Raw genomic sequence first — 23,754 nt, 5'->3', positions numbered from 1 at the left:
CGCGTAATCCGCGGCGTGGGCTCAGTTGTCCAGGAAGCTCCTGAGCTTCCGGCTGCGCGACGGGTGCTTCAGCTTGCGCAGTGCCTTGGCCTCGATCTGACGGATGCGCTCGCGGGTCACCGAGAATTGCTGGCCGACCTCCTCGAGGGTGTGATCGGTGTTCATCCCGATGCCGAAGCGCATGCGCAGCACACGCTCCTCGCGGGGCGTGAGCGAGGCGAGCACCCGGGTCGTGGTCTCGCGCAGATTCGACTGGATCGCCGCGTCGATCGGCAGGACGACGTTCTTGTCCTCGATGAAGTCGCCGAGGTGGCTGTCCTCCTCGTCGCCGATGGGCGTCTCGAGGGAGATCGGCTCCTTGGCGATCTTCAGGACCTTGCGGACCTTCTCCAGCGGCATGGCCAGCTTTTCGGCCAGCTCTTCCGGGGTCGGCTCGCGGCCGATCTCGTGCAGCATCTGGCGCGAGGTCCGGACGATCTTGTTGATCGTCTCGATCATGTGCACCGGGATGCGGATCGTGCGGGCCTGATCGGCGATCGACCGGGTGATCGCCTGCCGGATCCACCACGTGGCATAGGTCGAGAACTTGTAGCCGCGCCGGTACTCGAACTTGTCCACGGCCTTCATCAGGCCGATGTTGCCCTCCTGGATCAGGTCCAGGAACTGCAGGCCGCGGTTCGTGTACTTCTTGGCGATGGAGATCACGAGGCGCAGGTTCGCCTCGATCATCTCCTTCTTGGCCTGCCGGGCTTCGCGCTCGCCCTTCTGGACCATGTTGACGATCCGGCGGTACTCGCCGATCTCCAAGCCCGTCTCGGAGGCGAGATCGAGGATCTGCGCGCGCAGCTCCGCCACCTGCTTCGAGCCGCGCTCGACCAGGTTCTTCCAGCCCTTGCCGCCCAGCGTGCCGACGCGCTCCATCCAGTTCGGATCGAGTTCGTAACCCTGATAGTGGCGCAGGAACTCGTCGCGGGCCACGCCGTGGCTCTCGGCGAAGCGCATCAGCCGGCCCTCGTGGCCGATCAGCTGCTTGTTGATCGAGTAGAGCTGACCGACCAGCGCCTCGATGCGGTTGTTGTTCAGCGACAGGGACTTCACGTCGGCGACGACGATGTCCTTCAGCTCGGCCTGTTTCTGATTCTGGGCCGGGGTGTTCTGCTCCCCCGCCGCCTTGCGCTCGGTGCCCTCGATCTGGAACTTGCGCAGCTTGCGGTAGTTCGCGGCGATCGCGTCGAAGGTCTCGAGGACCCGCGGCTTGATCTCGGCTTCCATGGCGGCCAGCGAGACGTTGTTCTCGAGGTCGTCCTCGTCGTCGCCGCCCTCCGGGGGCGCCGGCGGCTCGCCGTCCTCGGATCCTTCCTCGCCTTCGCCGAGCTGCGGCGCGTTCTTGCCGTCCGGCCCCGCGTAGGTCGCCTCGAGATCGATGATGTCGCGCAGGAGGACCTTGCCCTCCACGAGCTCGTCCCGCCAGATGATGATCGCCTGGAAGGTCAGCGGGCTCTCGCAGAGCCCCGCGATCATCGCCTCGCGCCCGGCCTCGATGCGCTTGGCGATGGCGATCTCGCCCTCGCGGGACAGGAGCTCCACCGAGCCCATCTCGCGCAGGTACATCCGCACCGGATCGTCGGTCCGGTCGGTCGGCTCCTTGGTGGTCGTGGCGACGGTGACGGCGCGCGCCGGCGCGACCTCGGCGACCTCGCCGCCTTCGGCCTCCTCTTCCTCGCCTTCGGCGGCCTTCTCGCCGGCCGCCTCGTCGGTCTCCTCGGCCTCGACGACGTTGATGCCCATCTCGGAGAGCTGCGACAGCACGTCCTCGAGCTGGTCCGGATCGGACTGGCCCTCAGGCAGAACCTCGTTGACCTCCTCGTAGGTCACGTAGCCGCGCTTCTTGGCGAGCTTCACCATCCGCTTGACCGAAGCATCCGTCAGGTCGAGGAGCGGCCCGTCGGTCTGCTGCTCGGGGGCAGCGTCCGTCTCGTCCCGTTCCGTTGCCTTCGTCGCCATGATCAGCCTATTGTTTCGCACGCGGCGCGTTGCGGAGGCCCCGATGGGGCCGCTCCACGCCGTCGGCGCCGCTGTATGAGATCGGCGCCGGATTGCTCCAGTCGCCTTGAGTCGTCGGTTTCCGTATGCAAGCCTGAGGCTTGACCGATTGTTAACTATGGCGAGACTCCGCCCGCCGCCACCGCCATGACACAGGGATCACGCGGCCGTCGAGTCGCTCGACACCGGTGCATCGGCCTCCGCCTCGGCGGCGATGACGGTTTCCAGCCTCGCCTTCACTTCGCAGAGCCATGCCCATCCGGCATCGGTCGGATCGTCTTCAAACGCCTGCCGTGCTTCGCGAAGTTCGCTATGTAGCGCTCCTGCCTGCCGGTGCAAGATCATCGCCTGTCTCAGGGCGTCTGCGCGGTGTGCGGGATCAGCGTGCGGGGCCAGGGTCGTGCGGTCCCGAGAGCGGGCCAGGGCGAGGATTCTCTCGGCAGCCGCAGCAAGTCCGGCGCGATTGATGCGATTCTGCAACACTTCCGGCACCGGATGCTCGTCCTCGGCGGCGCAGGCCAGGAGGACCGATAGAATCCCCCGCGCATCCGGATCCTCGAAATCGAGATCGGCGGTCTCTTCGCCGAACTCCGCGATCATCTCGGGATGGGCGAGCAGGGTGCCCACGATGACCGCCTCGCGCACCGAAGCGGCGCCCGTGAAGCCTGCCGAGGCCGTCATGGAGGGGCTCGGACTCCCGGTGATGCGCGGCGAAACGGGCTCGCCGGGCCGGGTGAAGCGCGGGCGTCCGCGCGGAGCCCCGCCGGCGGCGGCTCGCGCGCTGCGGGGTGACAGGCTCCGCAGGCGCTCCTCGATATCGTCGCGGTAATAGCGCCGCACGGTCTCGTCGCGGATCGTCGCGACGGTGGTGCGCAGGGTCTGCGTCAGGCCGGCGCGCCGCTCGGGCGTGTCGACCGGCCCCGCTTCGAGGGCGCGCCGCCACAGCAGCTCGGAGAGCGGCAACGCCGCCGTCAGCACCTGATCGATGGCCGCCGGGCCGCCCGACCGCAGCAGGTCGTCGGGATCCTGGCCGCCGGGCAGCAGCGCGATTCGGAGCGAGCGGCCGGGCGCGAGGAGCGGGAGCGCGATGTCGAGAGCCCGGAAGGCCGCCCGCTGGCCGGCCTTGTCGCCGTCGAAGCAGAGAATCGGCTCGTCGGCGTGGCGCCAGAGCAGGCCGAGCTGATCCTCCGTCAGCGCGGTGCCGAGGGGCGCCACGGTCTCGGGATGGCCGGCGAGCGTCATGGCGATGACGTCGACGTAGCCCTCGACCGCGATGATCGACCCGCGCTCGTGCGCGGCCTTCCGCGCGCCGTGGAGGTTGTAGAGCGTGCGGCCCTTGTGGAAGAGCGGCGTCTCGGGGGAATTCAGATATTTGGCGCGCACCTCCTTGGCGAGGGCCCGCCCGCCGAAGGCCACGACCCGGCCGCGTGTGTCGGTGATCGGGAACATCACCCGGTCGCGGAAATAATCGTACGGGACCGAGACGCCCTCCCCGGCCGCGATGAGGCCGAGTTCGACCATCAGCGCCTTGTCGACCCCCTGCCCGGCGAGGTGGTCGCGCAGGGCGTAACGATCGTTCGGCGCGTAGCCGAGGCGGAAGGCTCGCTGCGTCTCGTCCTTGAGCCCGCGGCGTTCGAGATACGCGCGGGCCTCGCTGCCCTGGCCCGCGAGAAGCCGGTCCTCGAACCAGCGCGCGGCCATCTCCATGACCTCGATCGCCCCGGCGCGCTTGCGTTCGCTGGCGCGGTTGTCCTCGGTGGGGGCCGGCAGGCTGACGCCGGCCTCGCCCGCCAGCCGCTCGACCGCCTCGGGGAAGCTGAGACCCTCCGTCTCCATGAGGAAGGTGAAGATGTCGCCGTGCTTGGAGGACGAGAAGCAGTGATAGAACTGCTTCTGGTCGTTCACGTAGAAGGACGGCGTCTTCTCGGCGTTGAACGGCGACAGGCCGCGCCACTCGCGGCCGGCCTTCTTCAACTGCACGCGGCGGCCGACCACCGACGAGGCCGGCAGCCGGGAGCGGATCTCTTCCAGGATGTGGGGCGGATAGCGCACGGGGCCTGGGATGGGTTGCGTGAACCCGCACCTATAGCGCGTGAGGCGTAACGGAGTCCCTCACGCGCTCGAAATCCGGTGGAGGATTGCGGGGAGAGGCTCAGCCCTTCGCGGCCAGCGCCGCCTTCACCAGACCGCTCGCCTTGCCGAAATCCATCCGGCCCGCGAAGGTCCCCTTCAGGGCGCCGATCACCTTGCCCATGTCCTTGGGCCCGGCCGCGCCGGTCTCGACGATCGCCGCCTCGACGGCCGCCTTCATCTCGGCCTCGTCCATCTGCTTCGGCAGGAAGCTCTCGATGATGGCGATCTCGGCGCGCTCGTTGGCGGCGAGTTCCGGGCGGCCGCCCTGCTCGTAGACCGACGCCGATTCGGTGCGCTGCTTGATCATCTTCTGGAGCAGCGACAGGATCTCCTCGTCGGAGGCCGGCTCCTTGCCGAGACCCCGCGCCTCGATATCCTTGTCCTTGAGGGCGGCCTGGATCATGCGGACGGTGGCGAGCCTTTCCTTGTCGCCGGCCTTCATGGCCTCCTTCATCTCGGTGGTGAAGCGCGCGCGCAGCATCTCGGTGAACCTTCCAACGGTCGAAGCGGGGGACTGGCCTGCGGTTTGCGGGTGTTGAGCCCTGCGGGCGCCGGGACCACATTGACCCCATCGCGGGCCGCTCGCTAAGAGCGCCGCACACGATCATGCTGCAAGCCGAGAGCGCCGCAACCCGGTGCCCGCCTTCGGCCGGACATAAGCGAGACTCAGCCCATGCTGCAAGACGCCGCCGCGCATGCCCCCGAGACTCGGGCGCCCGAGCCCTGGGCCGAGCCCGTCGCGACAGCTTTGCTGGTGCTGGCTGACGGCACCATCCTGGAGGGCTTCGGCATCGGTCAGACCGGCGTGGCCGACGGCGAGGTCTGCTTCAACACCGCGATGACCGGCTACCAGGAGATCCTGACGGACCCCTCCTATGCCGGCCAGATCGTCACCTTCACCTTCCCGCATATCGGCAATGTCGGCACCAACGACGAGGATCTGGAGAGCCTGGAGGCGGCACCGGCCTCGGGCGTGCGCGGCACGGTGATCGCCTCGGCGGTGACGAAGCCGTCGAACTGGCGCTCGTCGTCGCATCTCGACGGCTGGCTCAAGGCCCGTGGCATCGTCGGCATCACCGGCGTCGACACCCGGGCGCTCACCGCCCGCATCCGCGACCAGGGCATGCCGAACGCGGTGATCGCCAACGATCCCGAGGGCAAGTTCGACCGCGAGGCCCTGAAGGCCCGGGCGGCGGCCCTCGCCCCCATGGAAGGGCTCGACCTCGTGCCGCCGGTGACCAGCCGCGCACCGTCTGAATGGTCGGAGACCGTGTGGGCGCTCGGCAACGGCTACGGCAAGCGCGCGCCCGGCGAGGGCCTCAAGGTCGTGGCCATCGATTACGGCGTGAAGCGCAACATCCTGCGCCTCCTCGCCCAGGCCGGTTGCGATGTCACCGTGGTTCCGGCCACCACCGCGGCGGAGGAAATCCTGGCGCTGAAGCCGGACGGCGTGTTCCTGTCGAACGGCCCCGGCGATCCGGCGGCGACCGGCGCCTATGCGGTCCCGGTGATTCGCAAGCTCCTGGACGCGAAGGTGCCGACCTTCGGCATCTGTCTCGGCCACCAGCTCATGGGCCTCGCCCTCGGCGGCCGGACCGTGAAGATGGGCCAGGGCCACCACGGCGCGAACCATCCGGTGAAGGACAAGACCACCGGCAAGGTCGAGATCGTCTCGATGAACCACGGCTTCGCGGTCGATCCGAACAGCCTGCCGGAGACGGCCGTGGAAACCCACGTGTCGCTGTTCGACGGCTCGAATTGCGGCCTGACGCTCACCGACCGCCCGGCCTTCTCGGTGCAGCACCACCCGGAAGCCTCCCCGGGCCCGCGCGACAGCCACTACCTGTTCGAGCGTTTCGTGACGCTGATGCGCTCCGGCACGCCGGAGACCGCCAAGGGCGCCTGAGACCGGATCCGAGCCCGCGTTGCTCCCGCGGCCCGATCCCAATCGGGCCGCGGCGGGGCCATAAAATCCGCCAGATCGGGCAGCTTAAGAGAGCCCACGACGGCCCCTGAACGGCGGCGCATCCGCGTCCCGCGCATTCGGCCCGTCGCAGGGGATTGCCGGATGACCATCGACGAGGCGCGCGACGATTTCTCCCGCCTGCATCGCAGTTTCACGTTCCACCTTGGCGTCGCCGTGGGTCTGTCCTGGCTGACCGCCGTCTATGCCGCCTTCTACGCCCCCTGGGTGCGCAACATCCGAGCCCTCATCGATCCGACGGGCGGGCTCGACCGCGTCGAGAGCACGGTGTCCTACCTGTTCGCCTTGCCGGCGGTCCTCGCCCTCGCCTGGGTTTCTCTCTACTTCGGCCGCGAGGCGCTGCGCCGCGCGCAGACGCTCTCGAACGTCGCCGTCGAGTTCGCGGCCGCCGCCGTGGTGGCCTTCGGGGTTTTCTATCTCTCGATCGACCGGGCCGTCGCGGCGCTTCACGCCGGCCTCTGAGTCGGGACGGGGCGGCCTGGCGCCACCCCGTTTGCCTACTCGACCTTCGCGAACAGCGGTTCGAAGCGCTTGGCGGCCAGCTGGTTCTGCGGGACCGCCTTGGCCGCCTCCAGATTGTCGGGCTTGTCGCCGACCTGGACCAGGCCGACCATGCCCATGATGTAGTGCGGCGAGCACTTGATTCCGTAGAGGCCGGGCTTGTCGAAGGTCACGGTCTCCTCCTTGCCGACCACCGTCTTGAACGGCGCTGCCCCCTCGGGTGCCATGCCCTTGATCAGCTCGGCATTGTGCCCCTTGTCGGCCGGCACGAACCGCACCGTGTCGCCGGGCTGGATTTTCACGTAGGCCGGGTCGAAGACCATCATCCCGCCCGGACCGCTGTTCAGGGTCTTGATGGCGACTTCCGAAGCGTTCGCGCCCAGGATCGATCCGATCAGAAGCATTGCGGAAATAGGGGCTGGCCAGAGCATCTTCGGTCTCGACTCGTTGTGGTATCGATCGACGGATCGGCCGATCGATCGAGGCCTACAAATCGCTCCGGAACCCAGCAAGAAATCTTCCCGCGCGGGCGTTCATTTATAAGAGCTCCAATTCGGCCGACCGGCGTCGCATCCATGCGTCGAACGCACCGTGAGGATGCGCGGTTGTCCCGGCCTTCCAATGCGCCCGTGGCCCGTGTAAACGCGGGGCTCAACGACAATCCCGCCACGCGCGTCCGGGAGCAGGGCTGAAGTCAGCCCTGCCCGATCGGGCGCGCTTGGCCCGACAAGGCCGCAGATGCCCAAACGCACCGACATCTCCTCGATCCTGATCATCGGTGCGGGTCCGATCATCATTGGACAGGCCTGCGAGTTCGATTACTCCGGCACCCAGGCCTGCAAGGCGCTGCGCGAAGAGGGCTACCGGATCGTCCTGGTGAACTCGAACCCCGCGACCATCATGACCGATCCGGACATGGCGGACGCGACCTATGTCGAGCCGATCACCCCCGAGATCGTCGCCAAGATCATCGAGAAGGAGCGCCCCGACGCGATCCTCCCGACGATGGGCGGCCAGACGGCGCTGAACTGCGCCCTGTCGCTCCAGAAGATGGGCGTGCTGGCGAAGTACGGCGTGCAGATGATCGGCGCCACCGCGGAGGCGATCGACAAGGCCGAGGACAGGAGCCTGTTCCGCGACGCCATGACCAAGATCGGGCTCGACACCCCGAAATCGGCGCTGGCCAACGCCTCAACGGCCAAGAAGGCCGACCGGCAGGCCTACCTCGCCGAGATCGCCCGCATCGAAGCCGCCAACGCGGAGCCGGAGGCGCGGCAGAAGGCGCTGGCCGCCTTCGAGAAGAGCTGGGCCGCGGGCGAGACCGACCGGCGCAAGCGCTACGGCGAGCATGCGATCGGGCAGGCGCTGATGGCGCTGGCCGAGGTCGGACTGCCGGCGATCATCCGCCCGTCCTTCACCATGGGCGGCACCGGCGGCGGCATCGCCTACAACCGCGAGGAGTTCCTCGACATCGTCGAGCGCGGCATCGACGCGTCTCCGACCAACGAGGTGCTCATCGAGGAGAGCGTGCTCGGCTGGAAGGAGTACGAGATGGAGGTCGTTCGGGATAAGAACGACAACTGCATCATCGTCTGCTCCATCGAGAACATCGACCCGATGGGCGTCCATACCGGCGATTCGATCACCGTCGCCCCGGCGCTGACGCTCACCGACAAGGAATACCAAGTGATGCGCGACGCATCGCTGGCGGTGCTCCGCGAGATCGGTGTCGAGACCGGCGGCTCCAACGTGCAGTTCGCGATCAACCCCGAGAATGGGCGCATGATCGTGATCGAGATGAATCCGCGGGTGTCGCGCTCCTCGGCGCTGGCCTCGAAGGCCACCGGCTTCCCGATCGCCAAGGTCGCCGCCAAGCTCGCGGTCGGCTACACGCTCGACGAGATCGCCAACGACATCACCGGCGGCGCGACCCCGGCCTCGTTCGAGCCGACGATCGACTACGTCGTCACCAAGATCCCGCGCTTCGCCTTCGAGAAGTTCCCGGGCGCCGAGCCGACGCTGACCACCGCCATGAAGTCGGTGGGCGAGGCCATGGCGATCGGCCGCTGCTTCGCCGAATCGCTCCAGAAGGCCCTGCGCTCCCTGGAGACGGGGCTGACCGGCCTCGACGACATCGAGATCGAGGGCCTCGGCAAGGGCGACGACCACAACGCCATCAAGGCGGCGATCGGCACGCCGACCCCGGACCGGCTTCTCAAGGTCGCGCAGGCCCTGCGGCTGGGTGTGAGCCACGAGCAGGTCTATGCCTCGTGCAAGATCGATCCGTGGTTCCTGGAGCAGCTGCAGGCGATCATCGACCTGGAGAACCGGGTGAAGGCGCACGGCCTGCCGAAGACCCCCGGCGCCTTCCGCCAGCTCAAGGCCGCCGGTTTCTCGGATGCGCGCCTCGCCGTCCTCGCCAAGACCGACGAGGCCGCGGTCAGCGCGGCGCGGCGTGCGCTGTCCGTGCGCCCGGTCTTCAAGCGCATCGACACCTGCGCGGCCGAGTTCAAGTCGCCCACCGCCTACATGTACTCCACCTACGTGGCGCCCTTCGCGGGCGCGGTGGTGGACGAGGCGCAACCCTCGGACCGCAAGAAGGTCGTGATCCTCGGCGGCGGCCCGAACCGGATCGGCCAGGGCATCGAGTTCGACTATTGCTGCTGCCACGCCTGCTACGCGCTGTCGGAGGTGGGCTACGAGACCATCATGGTCAACTGCAACCCGGAGACGGTCTCCACCGACTACGACACGTCGGACCGGCTCTATTTCGAGCCGCTCACCGCCGAGGACGTGCTGGAGATCATCGAGACCGAGAAGCAGGCCGGCACGCTGCACGGCGTCATCGTGCAGTTCGGCGGCCAGACCCCGCTGAAGCTCGCCCGGGCCCTTGAGGCCGCCGGGGTGCCGATCCTCGGCACCTCGCCCGACGCCATCGACCTCGCGGAGGACCGCGACCAGTTCAAGCGGCTGCTGGACAAGCTCGGGATGAAGCAGCCGAAGAACGGCATCGCCTATTCGGTGGAGCAGAGCCGGCTCGTGGCGGCCGATCTCGGCCTGCCCTTCGTGGTGCGCCCGAGCTACGTGCTCGGCGGCCGCGCCATGGCGATCATCCGCGACGAGACGCAGTTCGCCGACTACCTCCTCGATACCCTGCCGAGCCTGATCCCCTCAGAGGTCAAGGCCCGGTACCCGAACGACAAGACCGGCCAGATCAACACGGTGCTGGGCAAGAACCCGCTCCTGTTCGACCGCTACCTGTCGGATGCGGTCGAGGTCGATGTCGACGCGGTCTGCGACGGCAAGGACGTGTTCATCGCCGGCATCATGGAGCACATCGAGGAGGCCGGCATCCATTCCGGCGACTCGGCCTGCTCCCTGCCGCCGCGCTCCCTCTCGCCCGAGATCATGGACGAGCTGGAGCGGCAGACCAAGGCGATGGCGCTGGCGCTCAACGTCGTCGGCCTGATGAACGTGCAGTACGCCATCAAGGACGGCGTCATCTACGTGCTGGAGGTGAATCCGCGCGCCTCGCGCACCGTACCATTCGTCGCCAAGGTCATCGGCGAGCCGATCGCCAAGATCGCGGCCCGGCTCATGGCGGGCGAGGCGCTGTCCACCTTCGGCCTGAAGCCGAAGACCCTGCCGCACATCGCCGTCAAGGAAGCGGTCTTCCCGTTCGCCCGCTTCCCCGGCGTCGACGTGCTCCTCGGTCCGGAGATGCGCTCCACCGGCGAGGTGATCGGGCTCGATACCAGCTTCGGCGTGGCCTTCGCCAAGAGCCAGCTCGGTTCGGGCACGCAGGTCCCGAAGGCGGGCGCCGTGTTCGTCTCGGTGCGGGATGCCGACAAGGCCCGCATCCTGCCGACCATGAAGCTCCTGTCCGATCTCGGCTTCACCATCCTGGCCACGGGCGGCACGCAGCGCTATCTGGTCGAGAACGGCGTTCCGGCCGAGCGGATCAACAAGGTCCTCGAAGGCCGGCCGCACGTGGTCGACGCGATCAAGAACGGCGGCATCCACCTCGTGCTGAACACCACCGAGGGGGCCGGCGCCCTCTCGGACTCGCGCTCGCTCCGGCGCGCGGCCCTCTTGCATAAGGTGCCGTATTACACCACTCTAGCCGGCGCGATGGCCGCGGCCGAGGGGATCAAGGCCTATCTAGAAGGCGATCTCAAGGTCCGCGCGTTGCAGGAATACTTCGCGGCCTGAACCTGAGGGTTCCGCTGACTTTATCTCGTGGCCCGGAGAGAGTGCTCCACTCTCGGCCGGGCCTCTTCATTGTGGCGCGAGACGATGACGATAGACAAGGTTCCGATCACGGTGCGCGGCTTCGCAGCCCTCGAAGAGGAGCTGAAGCACCGGCAGCAGGTGGAGCGTCAGCGCATCATCCAGGCGATCGCCGAGGCCCGTGCCCTGGGCGACCTGTCGGAAAATGCCGAATATCACGCCGCCAAGGAGGCGCAGTCCCATAACGAGGGACGCGTGATGGAGCTGGAGAGCATGATCGCGCGGGCCGAGATCATCGACGTCACCAAGCTCTCGGGCAACAAGATCAAGTTCGGCGCCACCGTGAAGCTCGTCGACGAGGACACGGAAGAGGAGAAGACCTACCAGATCGTCGGCGAGCCGGAAGCCGACGTGCGCTCCGGGCGCGTGTCGATCACGTCTCCGATCGCCCGCGCCCTGATCGGCAAGGGCGTCGGCGACACCGTCGAAGTCACCACCCCCGGTGGCGGCAAGTCCTACGAGGTCGTCGCCGTCCAGTACGGCGGCTGAGGCATGCGCCCGCGTTCCTGGGGCTGGCTTGCCGGCCTGATTCTCGGTGTCGTCGCGGGATCCGCGGCGGCAGGCGATTTTCCCGCCACCGCCGTCTTCTCCGACATCCGGGTCGATGTGCGGCCGCTCGTGGACAAGGGCGCAGGCCTGCAGGCCGAGGCGCTGGCTTCCGATCTCACATCGGCCCTGCGGAAGAATTTCGCCGGTCGCATCGGCGGCCGCGGGCCGCGCCTCGTCGTGGTCGTCACCAGTCTGTCGCTGCGCCCCTATGTCGGCAGTGGCGACCGGCCCGGCTTCGGCAGCAATTTCCAGACCGACTACATGGAGGGCGAAGCCCTGCTGGTCGGGCCCAAGGGCCAAGTGCTGGGACGCTATCCGCAGATGACCGCGACGCCGTCCAGCTACGGGGGCGCGTGGTACGATCCGCAATTCGAGCAACGCCGGCTGGCCGCGATCGCCGACATTTATGCCCAGTGGCTCGCCCGCGACCTGCCGCGGGATTAGAGAAGGGCCGTCCGCCCCGGCCCGCGGCGTAGGGCGTTTCCGGTGAGGAGCATGGCAAGCATCGACGTGACGGAGTCGCAGACCGCGCCGCTCAGCCGCTTGGACTCGCGGCCCGGGCGCCTGCCCGAACTCGCCCGCGCCCGCGCCTGGATCGTCACCGACGGCAAGGCCGGCGACGAGAACCAGTGCGTCGGCATCGCCGAGACCCTGGGGCTCGCCTTCGAGACCCGTAAGGTGCCCGCCTCCGGACCGTTCGGGTGGATGGCACCGTGGGGGCCGATCGACCCCCGCGAGGGCCCGCGCCGGCGCGCCGGCGCCCTGTCGGGCCCCTACCCCGACATCCTGATCGCGTCCGGGCGCCGGTCCGTGCCCTACCTGCGGGCGGTGCGCCGCGCCACGGGTGGCCGGACCTTCACGGCCTTCCTGAAGGATCCGCGGATGGGCGCGGACAGCGCCGACTTCATCTGGGTGCCGGATTACGACGACCTGCGCGGCCCGAACGTCTTCACGACCCTCACGGCTCCGCATCTCGTCACGGCCGCGCGACTGGCCGCCGCCCGGGCCCACCCGGATCCGCGCCTCGCGCGCCTCGACGGTCCGCGGGTGGCGGTCCTGGTCGGCGGCGACAGCCGGCATCTGAGCTACCGCAAGACCGACATGATCCGTCTCGTGGAGGATCTGCGCGGGCTGGCGGCGCAGGGCTGCCGGCTCATGGTGACGATTTCCCGCCGGACGCCCAACCCGCTCCGCGAAGCCGTGAAGGCCCTTGCGGCAGAGACCGGCGGCTTCCTCTGGGACGGGTCCGGCGACAATCCCTACGTCGCCATGCTGGCGCTCGCCGAGGCGATCGTGGTCACCTCCGACTCGGCCAACATGGTGAGCGAAGCGGTGGCGACCGGCGCGCCGGTCCTGCTGTTCGACCTGCCGCGCACCTATATTCGGCATCGGCGGATGTTCGCCGGGCTTGCCATCGCCGGAGCGCTGCGGCCGTTCACCGGTCAGTTGGCGGAGCTGACGTACAAGCCGATCGACGCGACGCCGGTGATCGCTCAGGCGCTCGCCGACGTCTATGCCGCACGACGCGCGGCCGGACCGGCCTGAGGAGGCCGAAACAGATGGCCCACACATACGCCAAACGCGTGATCGTCGGCTCCGGGCACGCCGCCGGCACGTTGGGCTTCTGTGCCGCCTTGGCCGACATGAAGCCCATCCCCGCGCCGCCCAGTCAACCGGCCACGGCGATCAGCGACGGGTCTTTGCCCATGTGCCACGGTGGCTCCCGGAGCGAGACGCCCGGCACCGCCGGGACCGAGATCCCGAACGTGCTCGCGACGATTTCCGAACCGCTGGCGTCCCGGATGTGTGTGGATCCTAACACCTGCCCGGCGAACGACGACCGTCCGCGGCCCGTGCTTGAAGCTGCGGCGTAGAGCACATTCAAGACATCTCCGCTCCCTCGCTACGTCCAGGCTCGCCATGACCACTCACAAGACGAAGGTCCTCATCATCGGGGCCGGACCGGCCGGCTACACCGCGGGCATCTACGCCGCCCGGGCCAACATGAAGCCCATCCTCGTGACGGGCATCCAGCCCGGCGGCCAGCTGACGATCACCACGGACGTGGAGAATTATCCGGGCTTCGCGACCGCCGTTCAGGGGCCCGACCTGATGGAACAGATGCGCCTGCAGGCCGAGCACGTCGGTACCCGGATCCTCTCCGACACCATCGTGTCGGTCGACTTGTCTCAGCGCCCCTTCGTGGCCCAGGGGGATTCCGGCGACACCTACGTCGCCGATACCCTGATCGCCGCCACGGGGGCCCAGGCCCGCTGGCTCGGCCTGCCCTCCGAGATCGAGTTCAACGGGGCAGGCGTGTCGGCCTGCGCGACGTGTGACGGGTTCTTCTATCGCGGCAAGGAGGTCGTCGTGATCGGCGGCGGCAACACCGCCGTCGAGGAAGCCCTGTACCTCGCCAACCTGGCCTCGAAGGTCACCGTCATCCACAGGCGCGACCGCTTCAGGGCGGAGCCGATCCTGCAGGATCGGCTGTTCGCCCATCCGAAGATCTCGGTCATCTGGAACCACGTGGTCGAGGAGGTCCTCGGCCGAAGGGAGCCGGTGAAGGCCGTCACCGGCGTGCGGTTGCGCGACACCGGCAGCGGCGCAACGCGGGACGTGCCTGCCGACGGCCTTTTCGTCGCCATCGGTCACGACCCGGCGACGAAGCTTTTCGCTGGCCAACTCGAACTGCTGGAGGGCGGCTACATCAAGATCGTGCCGGGCACGACGCGGACCAGCGTCGAGGGCGTCTACGCCGCCGGCGATTGCGCCGAGTTCGTCTACCGGCAGGCGGTAGTCGCTGCCGGCATGGGCTGCATGGCGGCGCTCGAGGCGGAGAAGTTCCTCGCCGAGCACTCCCCGGACCCGAAGGTCAGGACCGAGGAGTTGCAGGAACCGGAGATGATCGGCGCCTACGACTAGGCGAGCGGACGCGCGCCCTGCATCCAGCGCCGCACTGACGTGGCGGCGCCGGGCTTCGACGCGCTGGAGGTCACGACGTTGGCGCGCGCATCGCCCGGCGGCCCTATCCTCTGGCTTAGGCCCCAGGGTACCAGCCCGTCCTTTCTTGCTTGGAGCGGCCTCAAAACGCTCCTCGGCTCCGCGCAAGCCGACCTTTACGGCTCGGTGCGTTCCCGGAACGGTGTGCTTCGCCTCCACGACACCGACAGGTCCCAGAGGACCGAACTTGGGCGGAGGCGGTCAGTCCGCTTCGGCCGTCGGGTGTGGGTAAGCGGACGTTCTGCGGGCGTCGGAAGAAGGTCTCGAAGCGATCCGAGGCCGCTCGCCCAGATCGCCTACCTGGAGATCCGCAACGCGGACGCGGTGCTCGAGACCGACATCCGCGTGCCGGGTGAAGTCCCCGACGGCAAGCCTCCGCCGGACATCCACGCGCCGATCGTCCCCGAACGCACCGCGATCGAGGCGAAACGTCCGCCAGCTATTGCATAGCTACCGCCCGCGCTGGGGCAGAGAACGCGACAGACGATCCCTTCAAAAATGATACTAAACATCTAAATTGAACATGGTCGCGTCGCACTGAGGATCCGGGGATGCCGAGAGTTTCGCAGGAGCAGGCCAAGCTCAACCGCCAGCGTGTGGTCGAGGTCGCGGCGACCCTGTTTCGTGAGCGGGGGCTCCATGGCGTCGGCGTCGCCGATATCATGGGTGCCGCGGGGCTCACCCATGGCGGCTTCTATGGCCAATTCGCCAACAAGGACGCGCTGGCGGCCGAAGCCTTCGAGACCGCGCTGACCGACAATGGACGGGGACAGTTGGACAGCCTCGTGTCCAACTATCTGTCGATCGCCCATGTGCGCGCCCCCGGGATGGGCTGTCCCGTCGCTGCGCTCGCCAACGACGTCGCACGGGAAGCCCCGGACAGCCCGGTCCGATCCCGCTTCACGCGAGGCGTGCGCGGGATGGTGGACCTGATGGCGGCCCTCGTGCCCAAGACGCCGAAACAGAAGAGGCGGCAGCGTGCGCTGTCATCGCTCGCGACGCTGGTCGGTGCCGTCGTCCTGGCTCGCGCGGTCGACGACGAAGCGCTGGCCGAGGAGATACTGGGGGCAGCTCGCGTCTCGCTGGGTGCCGAAGCGCCCGAACGGGATACGGCGGCGGGACCCTCCAACAGCGGATAGGGGCGCGCCTCCGCGGCGACAGGGCACGCTTTCCACTTGCCATTATAAATTATGATCGTCATCTATATGGGGTGCGGTTGCGACGCAGGCCGCGTCGGAAGGAGACCATCGTGCAGCAGAGCGAAACCAGGATCGCGGTCGTGACAGGGGCCGCTTCGGGCATCGGCCTCGAGTCAGCGAGAGCTTTGAAGGCCGCGGGCTACCGGGTGTTCGGCACCAGCCGAACGGTGGACCGTGTCGTGGAAGGCGGCATCACGATGCTGCCCTGCGACGTCACCTCGGACGCTTCGGTCGCGGGTGCTGTCGAGGCGATCTTCGCCCGGGCGGGGCGGATCGATGTGCTGGTCAACAACGCCGGCTTCGGCATCAGCGGCGGCGCGGAGGAATCCTCCACCGCGCAGGCGCAGGCCCTGTTCGACGTCAACCTGTTCGGCGCCATCCGCATGACCCGGGCCGTCCTGCCCCTGATGCGGGCAAGCGGAGGCGGTCGCATCGTCAACATCAGCTCGGCCTTCGGGCTCGTCCCGGCCCCGTACATGGCGCTCTACGCTGCGAGCAAGCATGCGCTCGAAGGCTATTCCGAATCCCTCGACCACGAGGTCAGGACCCAGGGCATCCGGGTCGTCCTCGTCGAGCCCGCCTATACCCGCACGGCCTTCGACCGGAACCTCGTCACGCCGGATGCGCCGCTCGCCGTCTACGACGCCGCGCGCGCCGGCCAGGAGCGGCTGATGCGCGACGTCATGGTGGTTGCCGACGCGCCGGGGATCGTGGCCGAGAGGGTCGTGACGGCGGCGACCGCGGCGGTACCGAAGAGCCGATACACCGCCGGCAAGATGGCCCGGCGGGTCAGCCTGCTGCGTCGTTTTGTGCCCGCAAGCGCCTTTGATAAAAGCTTTCGCAAGCAGATGCGGCTCCCGCAATGACAGGGGGAGCACCTCCGCTCGGACGGCAGCGCGCGGTGCCGCCGGACAGGGCGGGCGAGACGGCGTTCTTCGCCGCCGGCATGGGCTGACGGGCGGCGCCGGAGGCCGAGACATTCCTCGCCAGCCGCACGATCGGCGAGAGCCCGGTCCAGGCCGGCGCAGCGGAATGCCGGCGGCACCGGCCGCGGCGCTTCGCCCGCAGCGCCCACCATTTCAACAACTTCCCGCCTTCGCCGCTTGCGTCGCATCATGCGCTGTGTGCATAGGAGTGCTGACTGCGCCGGGATGCACCGATTGCATGCCCGCGCGGTGCCGCGAGCGGTCATCCGCCCTCGGCGCCGCGCAGTTCGCCCGGTGATCTGCCCGCCGCTTCGTGCCCATCCTGACCCGGGCGCGACCCGCGGGCGCGTGCTGGTAGGGGTTCTTGCCTTGGACTGGGATAAGATCCGGATCTTCCTCAACGTCGCGGAGGCGGGGAGCTTCACCAAGGCGGGTGACGATATCGGGCTCAGCCAATCGGCGGTGAGCCGCCAGATCAGCGCCCTGGAGCGCGAGCTGAAGGCGCCTCTGTTCCACCGCCATGCCCGCGGCCTGCTGCTGACCGAACAGGGCGATCTCCTGTTCCGCGCCGCTCGGGACATGAAGCTGCGCCTGGAGAATACCCGCGCCCGGCTCGTGGAAACCTCCGAGCGTCCGACCGGCGATCTCAAGGTCACCACCACGGTGGGCCTCGGCACCTCCTGGCTGTCGCAGCGCGTGGGCGAGTTTCTCGACCTCTACCCGGACGTGCGCATCGAGCTGATCCTCACCAACGAGGAACTCGATCTCGCCATGCGCGAGGCCGATGTGGCGATCCGCATGCGGCGGCCGGCCCAGCCGGACTTGATCCAGCGTCGGCTGTTCACCGTGCACTACCATGCCTTCGCGAGCCCGGATTACGTCAAGCGCTTCGGCGAGCCCAAGACCATCGAAGAACTCGACGATCACCGCCTCGTCTCGTTCGGCGGAAACGAGCCGTCGTACCTGCTCGCGGCCCACTGGCTGGCGGATGCCGGCCGCGATGGCCGGGACCGGCGTCAGGTCCACCTGACCGTGAACAACATCGGCGCCCTCCAGCGCGCGATGGAGGCGGGAGCCGGGATCGGGATTCTGCCCGACTACGCGGTGGATGGCGGCCAGCAGCTCGTGCAGGTGCTGCGCGAGACCGAGATGCCGAGCCTCGAGAGCTACCTCGTCTATGCCGAGGAGATGCGCTCGGTCGCCCGGGTCCAGGCGTTCCGCGACTTCCTGGTCTCCAAGGCGCAGCGCTGGACCTACTGAGCATCCGATGCTTGAGTCGCGTCTTCTCACGGAGACGATTCGATGCGCGCTGCCCTCTACGCTCTGATCCTCGTCGCGGGTTCGACCAACGCGATGGCGGATGACTGCGCGGAAGCTTGGTACCAGCGCAACCTGATCTACAAGCAGGCCGGCTATTGTTTCAGCACGCCGCGGGCGATCCGGACCTTCGGCAATACCGATTGCCGGTACGACGCCATGGACCGCATACCGCTCTCGCGCCAGGAACAGGCGACGGTGGCGGAGCTGCAGGCCTTCGAGCGCGCCCATGGCTGCCCGCGCTAGCGTGCGCGCCGCCGCAGTGGACGCCGATACCGCGTACAGGCGCGTGACGACACGGATCTGAAGCCCCGCCCGGTGGGGCGAGGCTCGGGCGGGTTTGCCTGAGCGGGTGTCGCCGAGCAGCCCCTCACACGAACAGGCGTTCGCCTTCGAGGCCCTTGTAGAGGCCGGCGACCTGCTCGCCGTAGCCGTTGTAGATCAGCGTCGGCACCCGCTGGTCGGTCCCGAGTACCCGCTCCGTGGCCTGGCTCCAGCGCGGATGCGGCACGGCCGGGTTCACGTTGGCCCAGAAGCCGTACTCGGAGGCCTGCAGCCCCTCCCAGAAGGTCTTCGGCCGATCGGCGGTGAAGGAGATCTTCACCAGCGACTTGGCCGACTTGAACCCGTATTTCCACGGCACCGCGACGCGGATCGGCGCCCCGAACTGGTTGGGCAGCGGCTTGCCGTAGACCCCCGTCACCATGAAGGCGAGGTCGTTGCCGGCCTCGGCCAATGTCAGGCCCTCCGTGTAGGGCCAGGGGTAAAAGAAGGCCCGCTGGCCGGGGGCCATCGCCTTGTCCATGAAGGTCTCGAAGCGGATGTACTTCGCGCCCGAGGCGGGCTTGGCGAGCGCCACGAGCTTCGCCAGCGGGAAGCCTGTCCAGGGCACCGCCATGGACCACGCCTCGACGCAGCGGTGGCGGTAGAGCCGCTCCTCCAGACCCACCTTCCGGATCAGGTCGTCGACGCCGATCTCGAACGGCTTCTCCACGAGGCCGTCGATCTTCAGGGTCCAGGGTTGCGTCTTGAGGGCGTTGGCTGCCGGTAGCACCGTCTTCGACGTGCCGAACTCGTAGAAATTGTTGTAGTCGGCGCTGAAGCGCTCGGGCGTCAGGGGCCGGTCGAGGGTGTAGGCCGGGTTCTGTGGCGCCGGATAGAGCGACGGGTCGCCTGCGGCCGCCAGGGCCTGACGGGGGCCGAGGAGCGAGCCGGCCGCGAGCCCGGCCGCACCGCCGATCAGGGCCCGCCGGTTGATGAAGACGGCCTCCGGCGTCGCCAGATGCTCCGGAATCTCCCAACCGCGCTTGCGCTTGATCAACATGGCCGTCTCCTCGGATGTCCTGCGCGCACAACCCACAGATCGGCCGCGGCCGACAGGGGCGCAAGCGCCGCAGCCTCACCTTTCGGCGAGTCGCATCCCGGCGTTACGCCGCAGGTGAGCGGCACCTGGACGCAGGCGGGCGCCCGACGATCGGCCGAGCTCAGGCCGGCGGAGTCTCGTCGCGGAGCATCCGCCGCAGCACCTTGCCGACATTGGTCTTGGGCAGCGTCTCGTGGAACACCACGCGGCGGGGCACCTTGTAGCCGGTGAGCTGGGTGCGCGCATACGCCCGGAGGGCCTCGGGGGAGACCGACTGATCCTTCAGGACCACATGGGCCACCACCATCTCGCCGGTTTCCTCGCTCGGTGCGCCGACCACCGCGCATTCGAGCACGGCGGGGTGGGCCGCCAGGACGTCCTCGACCTCGTTGGGATAGACGTTGAAGCCGGAGACCAGGATCATGTCCTTCATCCGGTCGACGATCCGGATCTGGCCGTCCGCCTGCAGGATCGCCACGTCGCCCGTCCGGAAGAACCCGTCCGCCGTCATCGCCCGGGCCGTCTCCTCCGGTCGGTTCCAGTAGCCGCGCATCACCTGCGGGCCGCGCACGCAGATCTCGCCGGGCTGCCCGATCGGGACCGGTTCGCCGGCGACGTCGCGGATCGAGACCTCGGTGGAGGGCAGCGGGTAGCCGATCGTGCCGGAGAAATCCCGCATGCCGTGCGGATTGACGCACACGACCGGGGAGGTCTCGGACAGGCCGTAGCCCTCGATGATCGTGTTGCCGGTCAGCGCCTTCCAGCGCTCGGCGACCGCCCGCTGCACGGCGGTCCCGCCGCCGACCACGAAGTCGAGGTTGGCGAAATCCACCGTGCCGATCTTCGGGTGGTTGATCAGCACGTTGAACAGGGTGTTCACGCCCATCAGGTGGGTGAAGCGGGTGCGGCTCAGCGTCTTGACCATGCCGTCGCAATCGCGCGGATTGGGGATCAGGAGGCAGGATCCGCCGCTGCGCATGAACTGGAAGAAGCACGCCGTGAGCGCGAAGATGTGGTAGAGCGGCAGGGCCGTGACCACGCAGCGCGGGACGCTCGGATCCTTCGAGTTGAACCAGAGCTGCGACTGCTCGACATTCGCCATGATGTTGCGGTGGCTCAGCATCGCCGCCTTGGCGATGCCCGTGGTGCCGCCGGTATATTGCAGGAAGGCGAGGTCCTCCGGTTCGACCGGGACCGTCGCCCGCGGCATCGACCGGCCCCGGCGCAGGACGGTGGCGAAGGGGATCGCGAGGCCCTCCGGAAGGCGGAACGGCGGCACGGCCTTGCGCACATGCCGGCTGGCGAGCGTGATCACGTGGCCCTTGAGCCCGAGCCCGTCGCCCGGGCCCACGAGGACGACCCGCTCCAGGGCGACGTCCGGCAGGGCTGCCGCGACCGTGGCGCCGAAATTCTCCAGGACGATCAGGATCCGCGCACCGGAATCGTTGATCTGCTGCGCGCATTCCCGGGGTGTGTAGAGAGGGTTGGTGTTGACCACCGTCCCGCCCGCAAGGAGAACGCCGAAGATCGCGACCGCATAGGCCGGGACGTTCGGCAGCATGATCGCAACACGGTCGCCCTTTGCCAGCCCCTGTCCGCGCAGCCAGGCCGCGAGGTCGCGCGCCTGCTGGCCGAGGGTCGCGTAGGTCATGGTCGAGCCGAAGCACAGCATCGCCGGCCGGTCGGCGAAGGCGGCCATGCTGGATTTGAACAGGCCGACCAGGGTCCCGAGGGCCGCGACGTCGATCTCCGCCGGAACCCGGGACGGGTAGGAGGCCAGCCAGGGGCGGTCGGAGGACCCGCCGCTTGGCGTGGCCGGCGACGCGCCGGCCGTAGCGGCTTGAGCGCCGTGCTCGATCACGTTCGCCTCGTGCATCGCGATGCCTCCCGCGGGCCCGACTCTCGGTGGCCGGGTCTCGCTACGCCTGTCGCGCAGACTCTGCGGGAACGGAGGCCGGCCCGCAAGGCAGGGGGCTCAGACGCCCCGACGATGCCGGCGCAATGTCGCCAGAGCGGTGTGGGGCAGAGCAGCGGCGATCAGCAGGCCCGCGGCGAGCGCGGCCTCCTCCGGTCGCATCGCCCGGCGCGGCCAGGGGCCGACGCCTAGGTCGCCAGCGAGGCCGATCAGGATCGCGCCGAACCACAGGGCCAGGAAGGCGAGCGCTCCGAATCCGATCCGGCGCAGGCGCGGCCGCAGGGGGCGGTTGGCCGCGACCGCGAACAGCCCGAGGACGCCGCCGAACAGCAGGGCACCCACAGCGGCGCCGAGTCCGAAAGCCAGCCACAGGGGCTGATGCGTGAGGAACGCCATGCCGCCGGTGGCGAAGGCAGCGCGCAGGATGAGGCCGCCGAAGGTGGGATAGAGCCCGGCGGCGAGAAGGGCGGCCGCCCCCGCGAGGCCGAATAGGACCCGGCGCGGGACGGAGGCGGGACCCGGCTCCGCCGCCACGCGCGCGAGATGCCCCAGCCCGTAGACCAGCGCGAAGGCGAAGAGCGGGTAGCGGCCGATGAAGTAGCCGAAGATCCAGGGCTCGAGGGCCTCCGGCACGAAACCACGCTGGCTCAGGCCGGTGACGGCGACGAGCGCCAGGGCGGCCAGCATGGCGAGAATCGGCCCGACGGCTGCCAGGAGGAGGCCGCCGACGCGGCCTCCGGACGTCCCGTCACCCGGATCGGCCCGATCGCGCGCGGCGTTGGCGTGTGCGGCCATGCTGAGATTGCCCGGACCGGCGCGCGGCGTCTGGACCGCCGCGGCCGCCTTAGCGGGCCTCGTAATGGTCGCGAATCAGCCGGTCGAGGAGGCGCACGCCCCAGCCCGCGCCCCAGCTGCGGTTGATCTCGCTGGCGTTCGACGACATCGCCACGCCCGCGATGTCAAGATGCGCCCACGGCACGTCCTCGACATAGCGCTTGATGAACGAGGCCGCAGTGGCGGCGCCGCCGTGACGGCCGCCGGTGTTCTTCATGTCGGCGAACTTGGAATCGATCGCCTTGTCGTAGGCCGGGATCAGCGGCATCCGCCAGACCTTCTCGCCCGTCGCCTCGCCGGCGGCGTGGATGTTGCCCGCCAGCGTGTCGTCGTTGGAGAACATGCCGGCGATGTCCTGGCCCAGCGCCACGATGATCGCGCCCGTCAGCGTCGCGAGGTCGACCAGCGCCTTCGGCTTGGTGCTGCGAATGACGTGGGTGATCACGTCGGCCAGCACCAACCGGCCCTCGGCGTCGGTGTTGATCACCTCGATGGTCTGGCCGGACATGGAGGTCAGGATGTCGGAGGGGCGGTAGGAGCCGCCATCCGGCATGTTCTCCACGATGCCGATGGCGCCGACCACGTTGCAGCGCGCCTTGCGCGCGGCGAGGGCATGCAGGGCACCGACCACGGCGGCCGCGCCGCCCATGTCGCCCTTCATGTCCTCCATGCCGCCGCCGGGCTTGATCGAGACGCCGCCGGAATCGAACACGACGCCCTTGCCGATGAGGGCCACGGGCGGCTCCGCCGCGGGGCCGCCGTTCCAGCGCATGATCACGATCCGCGGCTCGCGGGCCGAGCCCTGCGCCACCGCGAGCAGCGCGCCCATGCCGAGTTCCCGCATCCGGGCCGGCTCCAGCACCTCGATCTCGACGCCGAGCTTGGCGAGTTCCGAGGCGCGGCGGGCGAATTCCGCCGGGAAGAGCACGTTCGGCGGCTCGTTCACGAGGTCGCGCGCCAGGATCACGCCGTCGGACAGGCTCCGGGCGCCCTCGCCCTCGCGGGCGGCCGCGCCGTGATCGGCGAGCAGCAGGGTCAGCGCGGTGACGGACTTGTCGTCGGCGTCGGGCTTCTTCTTGGTCTTGTAGCGGTCGAACGCGTAGGTCCGCAGGCGCGCGCCGAGGGCGAACTCGCCGGCCTGCGTCGCCGTGACCGTCGTGCCGGGCCAGTCGAGCACGACCCGGGCGGTCCGCCCCGCCACCTTGCCGGCGGTGAAGCCGCCGAGCGCCGGCCAGTCGGTCTTGGCCCGATCCTTCTCGGAGCCGAGGCCCACGACCACGAGGCGGTCGGCGCCGACGCCCGAAGGGGCCGGCAGCGTCAGGGCGCTGAGCGCGCGGCCCTTGAACTTCTCGGAGGCCGCGGCGCGGGCCACCAGATCCGCCCCGGAGGCGCCGAGCGCTTCCCGGGCCGCCGATCCGAGCGACAGGTCGTCGCCGACGAAGACCACGAGATCGCCGGATCCGCCGGGGCCCTGGCCGCTCTGCTCCAGGGGACCGAAACCGATCTCGATACCGTCCGCCATACCCGTCGCCCTGCCCGTTATCCCGGAGCCGTACTACGTACCCGCGCGCCGAGGCGCGGGCCATCCGCTCTGTGTAGCCGCTGAGACGGAGAACGCAACGCGGCGTGACAGCCCTGGAATCGCCCCTTTTGTCGGGTCCCTGCCGCTCCGAGGGCGCAAGAGGATGGGACCATCA

20 protein-coding genes are annotated in these 23,754 nt (G+C 68.9%); 11 read left to right on the top strand and 9 right to left on the bottom strand.

Going from position 1 to position 23,754, the window contains the following annotated elements; all coding sequences use genetic code 11:
* Nucleotides 1–21: 21 nt before the first annotated feature.
* The 3 genes from rpoD to P9K36_RS04245 form a co-directional block, all read right to left on the bottom strand.
* Nucleotides 22–2,004, bottom strand: coding sequence for an RNA polymerase sigma factor RpoD (gene rpoD, locus P9K36_RS04255; RefSeq protein ID WP_043356038.1), 1,983 nt, complete (start codon nucleotides 2,002–2,004; stop codon nucleotides 22–24).
* A gap of 198 nt (nucleotides 2,005–2,202) precedes the next feature.
* Nucleotides 2,203–4,095: a DNA primase gene (gene dnaG, locus P9K36_RS04250; RefSeq protein ID WP_043755675.1), complete on the bottom strand. Its 1,893-nt coding sequence runs from the start codon at nucleotides 4,093–4,095 to the stop codon at nucleotides 2,203–2,205.
* 100 nt (nucleotides 4,096–4,195) lie between these two features.
* Nucleotides 4,196–4,657 (bottom strand): GatB/YqeY domain-containing protein, encoded by a 462-nt coding sequence (locus P9K36_RS04245; RefSeq protein WP_043356034.1) that lies wholly within the window; start codon nucleotides 4,655–4,657, stop codon nucleotides 4,196–4,198.
* Between the two features lie 192 nt (nucleotides 4,658–4,849).
* Between P9K36_RS04245 and carA the strand changes: the two genes are divergently transcribed.
* Both carA and P9K36_RS04235 read left to right on the top strand, forming a co-directional pair.
* Nucleotides 4,850–6,082, top strand: a complete 1,233-nt coding sequence (carA, locus tag P9K36_RS04240) for a glutamine-hydrolyzing carbamoyl-phosphate synthase small subunit (protein ID WP_043383260.1) — start codon at nucleotides 4,850–4,852, stop codon at nucleotides 6,080–6,082.
* A 162-nt stretch (nucleotides 6,083–6,244) separates the two neighbouring features.
* Nucleotides 6,245–6,622, top strand: coding sequence for a hypothetical protein (locus P9K36_RS04235; protein WP_043356030.1), 378 nt, complete (start codon nucleotides 6,245–6,247; stop codon nucleotides 6,620–6,622).
* Nucleotides 6,623–6,657: 35 nt separating this feature from the next.
* Here P9K36_RS04235 and P9K36_RS04230 read toward each other — a convergent pair whose 3' ends face one another.
* Nucleotides 6,658–7,065, bottom strand: coding sequence for a pseudoazurin (locus tag P9K36_RS04230; protein WP_278306591.1), 408 nt, complete (start codon nucleotides 7,063–7,065; stop codon nucleotides 6,658–6,660).
* A gap of 334 nt (nucleotides 7,066–7,399) precedes the next feature.
* Here P9K36_RS04230 and carB point away from each other — a divergent pair, with 334 nt between their 5' ends.
* The 4 genes from carB (at nucleotide 7,400) to P9K36_RS04210 (ending at nucleotide 13,045) form a co-directional block, all read left to right on the top strand.
* On the top strand, nucleotides 7,400–10,873 hold the full coding sequence (gene carB / locus P9K36_RS04225) for a carbamoyl-phosphate synthase large subunit (protein ID WP_043356025.1): 3,474 nt from the start codon (nucleotides 7,400–7,402) through the stop codon (nucleotides 10,871–10,873).
* A 90-nt stretch (nucleotides 10,874–10,963) separates the two neighbouring features.
* Complete coding sequence (gene greA, locus P9K36_RS04220; RefSeq protein WP_170861838.1) at nucleotides 10,964–11,440, top strand: transcription elongation factor GreA; 477 nt, start codon at nucleotides 10,964–10,966, stop codon at nucleotides 11,438–11,440.
* 3 nt (nucleotides 11,441–11,443) lie between these two features.
* Nucleotides 11,444–11,944, top strand: a complete 501-nt coding sequence (locus P9K36_RS04215; RefSeq protein WP_043356024.1) for a hypothetical protein — start codon at nucleotides 11,444–11,446, stop codon at nucleotides 11,942–11,944.
* Nucleotides 11,945–11,995: 51 nt separating this feature from the next.
* A complete protein-coding gene (locus tag P9K36_RS04210) occupies nucleotides 11,996–13,045 on the top strand; it encodes a mitochondrial fission ELM1 family protein (protein WP_043383257.1) in 1,050 nt (349 codons plus the stop codon).
* Between the two features lie 124 nt (nucleotides 13,046–13,169).
* Here the strand turns inward: P9K36_RS04210 and P9K36_RS04205 are convergent, their stop codons facing one another.
* A complete protein-coding gene (locus tag P9K36_RS04205) occupies nucleotides 13,170–13,385 on the bottom strand; it encodes a hypothetical protein (RefSeq protein WP_139239445.1) in 216 nt (71 codons plus the stop codon).
* Between the two features lie 35 nt (nucleotides 13,386–13,420).
* On the opposite strand from P9K36_RS04205, the gene trxB reads away from it, so the two are divergent.
* The 5 genes from trxB to P9K36_RS04180 all read left to right on the top strand — a co-directional run bounded on the left by trxB (nucleotide 13,421) and on the right by P9K36_RS04180 (nucleotide 18,191).
* Nucleotides 13,421–14,425 (top strand): thioredoxin-disulfide reductase, encoded by a 1,005-nt coding sequence (gene trxB, locus P9K36_RS04200; protein WP_043383250.1) that lies wholly within the window; start codon nucleotides 13,421–13,423, stop codon nucleotides 14,423–14,425.
* Nucleotides 14,426–15,054: 629 nt separating this feature from the next.
* Entirely contained in the window at nucleotides 15,055–15,642 is a 588-nt protein-coding gene (locus P9K36_RS04195; RefSeq protein ID WP_075379613.1) for a TetR family transcriptional regulator, read from the top strand.
* Between the two features lie 110 nt (nucleotides 15,643–15,752).
* Nucleotides 15,753–16,568 carry an oxidoreductase gene (locus P9K36_RS04190; protein ID WP_278306590.1) on the top strand — a complete coding sequence of 272 codons (816 nt, stop codon included), beginning with the start codon at nucleotides 15,753–15,755 and terminating at the stop codon, nucleotides 16,566–16,568.
* A gap of 429 nt (nucleotides 16,569–16,997) precedes the next feature.
* The gene (locus P9K36_RS04185) at nucleotides 16,998–17,888 is read left to right on the top strand and encodes a LysR family transcriptional regulator (protein ID WP_043356004.1); all 891 of its coding nucleotides are present in this window, start codon (nucleotides 16,998–17,000) and stop codon (nucleotides 17,886–17,888) included.
* A gap of 42 nt (nucleotides 17,889–17,930) precedes the next feature.
* Entirely contained in the window at nucleotides 17,931–18,191 is a 261-nt protein-coding gene (locus P9K36_RS04180) for a YARHG domain-containing protein (RefSeq protein ID WP_043356002.1), read from the top strand.
* 124 nt (nucleotides 18,192–18,315) lie between these two features.
* Here the strand turns inward: P9K36_RS04180 and msrP are convergent, their stop codons facing one another.
* The 4 genes from msrP to P9K36_RS04160 form a co-directional block, all read right to left on the bottom strand.
* Nucleotides 18,316–19,269, bottom strand: coding sequence for a protein-methionine-sulfoxide reductase catalytic subunit MsrP (msrP, locus tag P9K36_RS04175; RefSeq protein ID WP_043356000.1), 954 nt, complete (start codon nucleotides 19,267–19,269; stop codon nucleotides 18,316–18,318).
* A gap of 160 nt (nucleotides 19,270–19,429) precedes the next feature.
* Entirely contained in the window at nucleotides 19,430–21,184 is a 1,755-nt protein-coding gene (locus tag P9K36_RS04170) for an AMP-binding protein (protein ID WP_278306589.1), read from the bottom strand.
* Nucleotides 21,185–21,283: 99 nt separating this feature from the next.
* Nucleotides 21,284–22,018, bottom strand: a complete 735-nt coding sequence (locus tag P9K36_RS04165; RefSeq protein ID WP_043755663.1) for a hypothetical protein — start codon at nucleotides 22,016–22,018, stop codon at nucleotides 21,284–21,286.
* A gap of 49 nt (nucleotides 22,019–22,067) precedes the next feature.
* On the bottom strand, nucleotides 22,068–23,579 hold the full coding sequence (locus tag P9K36_RS04160) for a leucyl aminopeptidase (RefSeq protein ID WP_043755661.1): 1,512 nt from the start codon (nucleotides 23,577–23,579) through the stop codon (nucleotides 22,068–22,070).
* Between the last annotated feature and the right edge of the window lie 175 nt (nucleotides 23,580–23,754).

This window comes from Methylobacterium sp. 391_Methyba4 (assembly GCF_029691625.1).
Taxonomy (GTDB): Bacteria; Pseudomonadota; Alphaproteobacteria; order Rhizobiales; family Beijerinckiaceae; genus Methylobacterium; species Methylobacterium fujisawaense.
The sequence above is the reverse complement of the archived record's forward strand: the minus strand, read 5'-3'. Positions and strand labels throughout refer to the sequence as shown.

What these genes read in the sequence shown, in the direction of transcription:
- rpoD (WP_043356038.1), bottom strand. Translation starts at nt 2,004, where the DNA reads ATGGCGACGAAGGCAACGGAACGGGACGAGACGGACGCTGCCCCCGAG.
- P9K36_RS04245 (WP_043356034.1), bottom strand. Translation starts at nt 4,657, where the DNA reads ATGCTGCGCGCGCGCTTCACCACCGAGATGAAGGAGGCCATGAAGGCC.
- carA (WP_043383260.1), top strand. Translation starts at nt 4,850, where the DNA reads ATGCTGCAAGACGCCGCCGCGCATGCCCCCGAGACTCGGGCGCCCGAG.
- P9K36_RS04235 (WP_043356030.1), top strand. Translation starts at nt 6,245, where the DNA reads ATGACCATCGACGAGGCGCGCGACGATTTCTCCCGCCTGCATCGCAGT.
- P9K36_RS04230 (WP_278306591.1), bottom strand. Translation starts at nt 7,065, where the DNA reads ATGCTTCTGATCGGATCGATCCTGGGCGCGAACGCTTCGGAAGTCGCC.
- carB (WP_043356025.1), top strand. Translation starts at nt 7,400, where the DNA reads ATGCCCAAACGCACCGACATCTCCTCGATCCTGATCATCGGTGCGGGT.
- P9K36_RS04215 (WP_043356024.1), top strand. Translation starts at nt 11,444, where the DNA reads ATGCGCCCGCGTTCCTGGGGCTGGCTTGCCGGCCTGATTCTCGGTGTC.
- P9K36_RS04210 (WP_043383257.1), top strand. Translation starts at nt 11,996, where the DNA reads ATGGCAAGCATCGACGTGACGGAGTCGCAGACCGCGCCGCTCAGCCGC.
- trxB (WP_043383250.1), top strand. Translation starts at nt 13,421, where the DNA reads ATGACCACTCACAAGACGAAGGTCCTCATCATCGGGGCCGGACCGGCC.
- P9K36_RS04195 (WP_075379613.1), top strand. Translation starts at nt 15,055, where the DNA reads ATGCCGAGAGTTTCGCAGGAGCAGGCCAAGCTCAACCGCCAGCGTGTG.
- P9K36_RS04180 (WP_043356002.1), top strand. Translation starts at nt 17,931, where the DNA reads ATGCGCGCTGCCCTCTACGCTCTGATCCTCGTCGCGGGTTCGACCAAC.
- msrP (WP_043356000.1), bottom strand. Translation starts at nt 19,269, where the DNA reads ATGTTGATCAAGCGCAAGCGCGGTTGGGAGATTCCGGAGCATCTGGCG.
- P9K36_RS04170 (WP_278306589.1), bottom strand. Translation starts at nt 21,184, where the DNA reads ATGCACGAGGCGAACGTGATCGAGCACGGCGCTCAAGCCGCTACGGCC.
- P9K36_RS04165 (WP_043755663.1), bottom strand. Translation starts at nt 22,018, where the DNA reads ATGGCCGCACACGCCAACGCCGCGCGCGATCGGGCCGATCCGGGTGAC.
- P9K36_RS04160 (WP_043755661.1), bottom strand. Translation starts at nt 23,579, where the DNA reads ATGGCGGACGGTATCGAGATCGGTTTCGGTCCCCTGGAGCAGAGCGGC.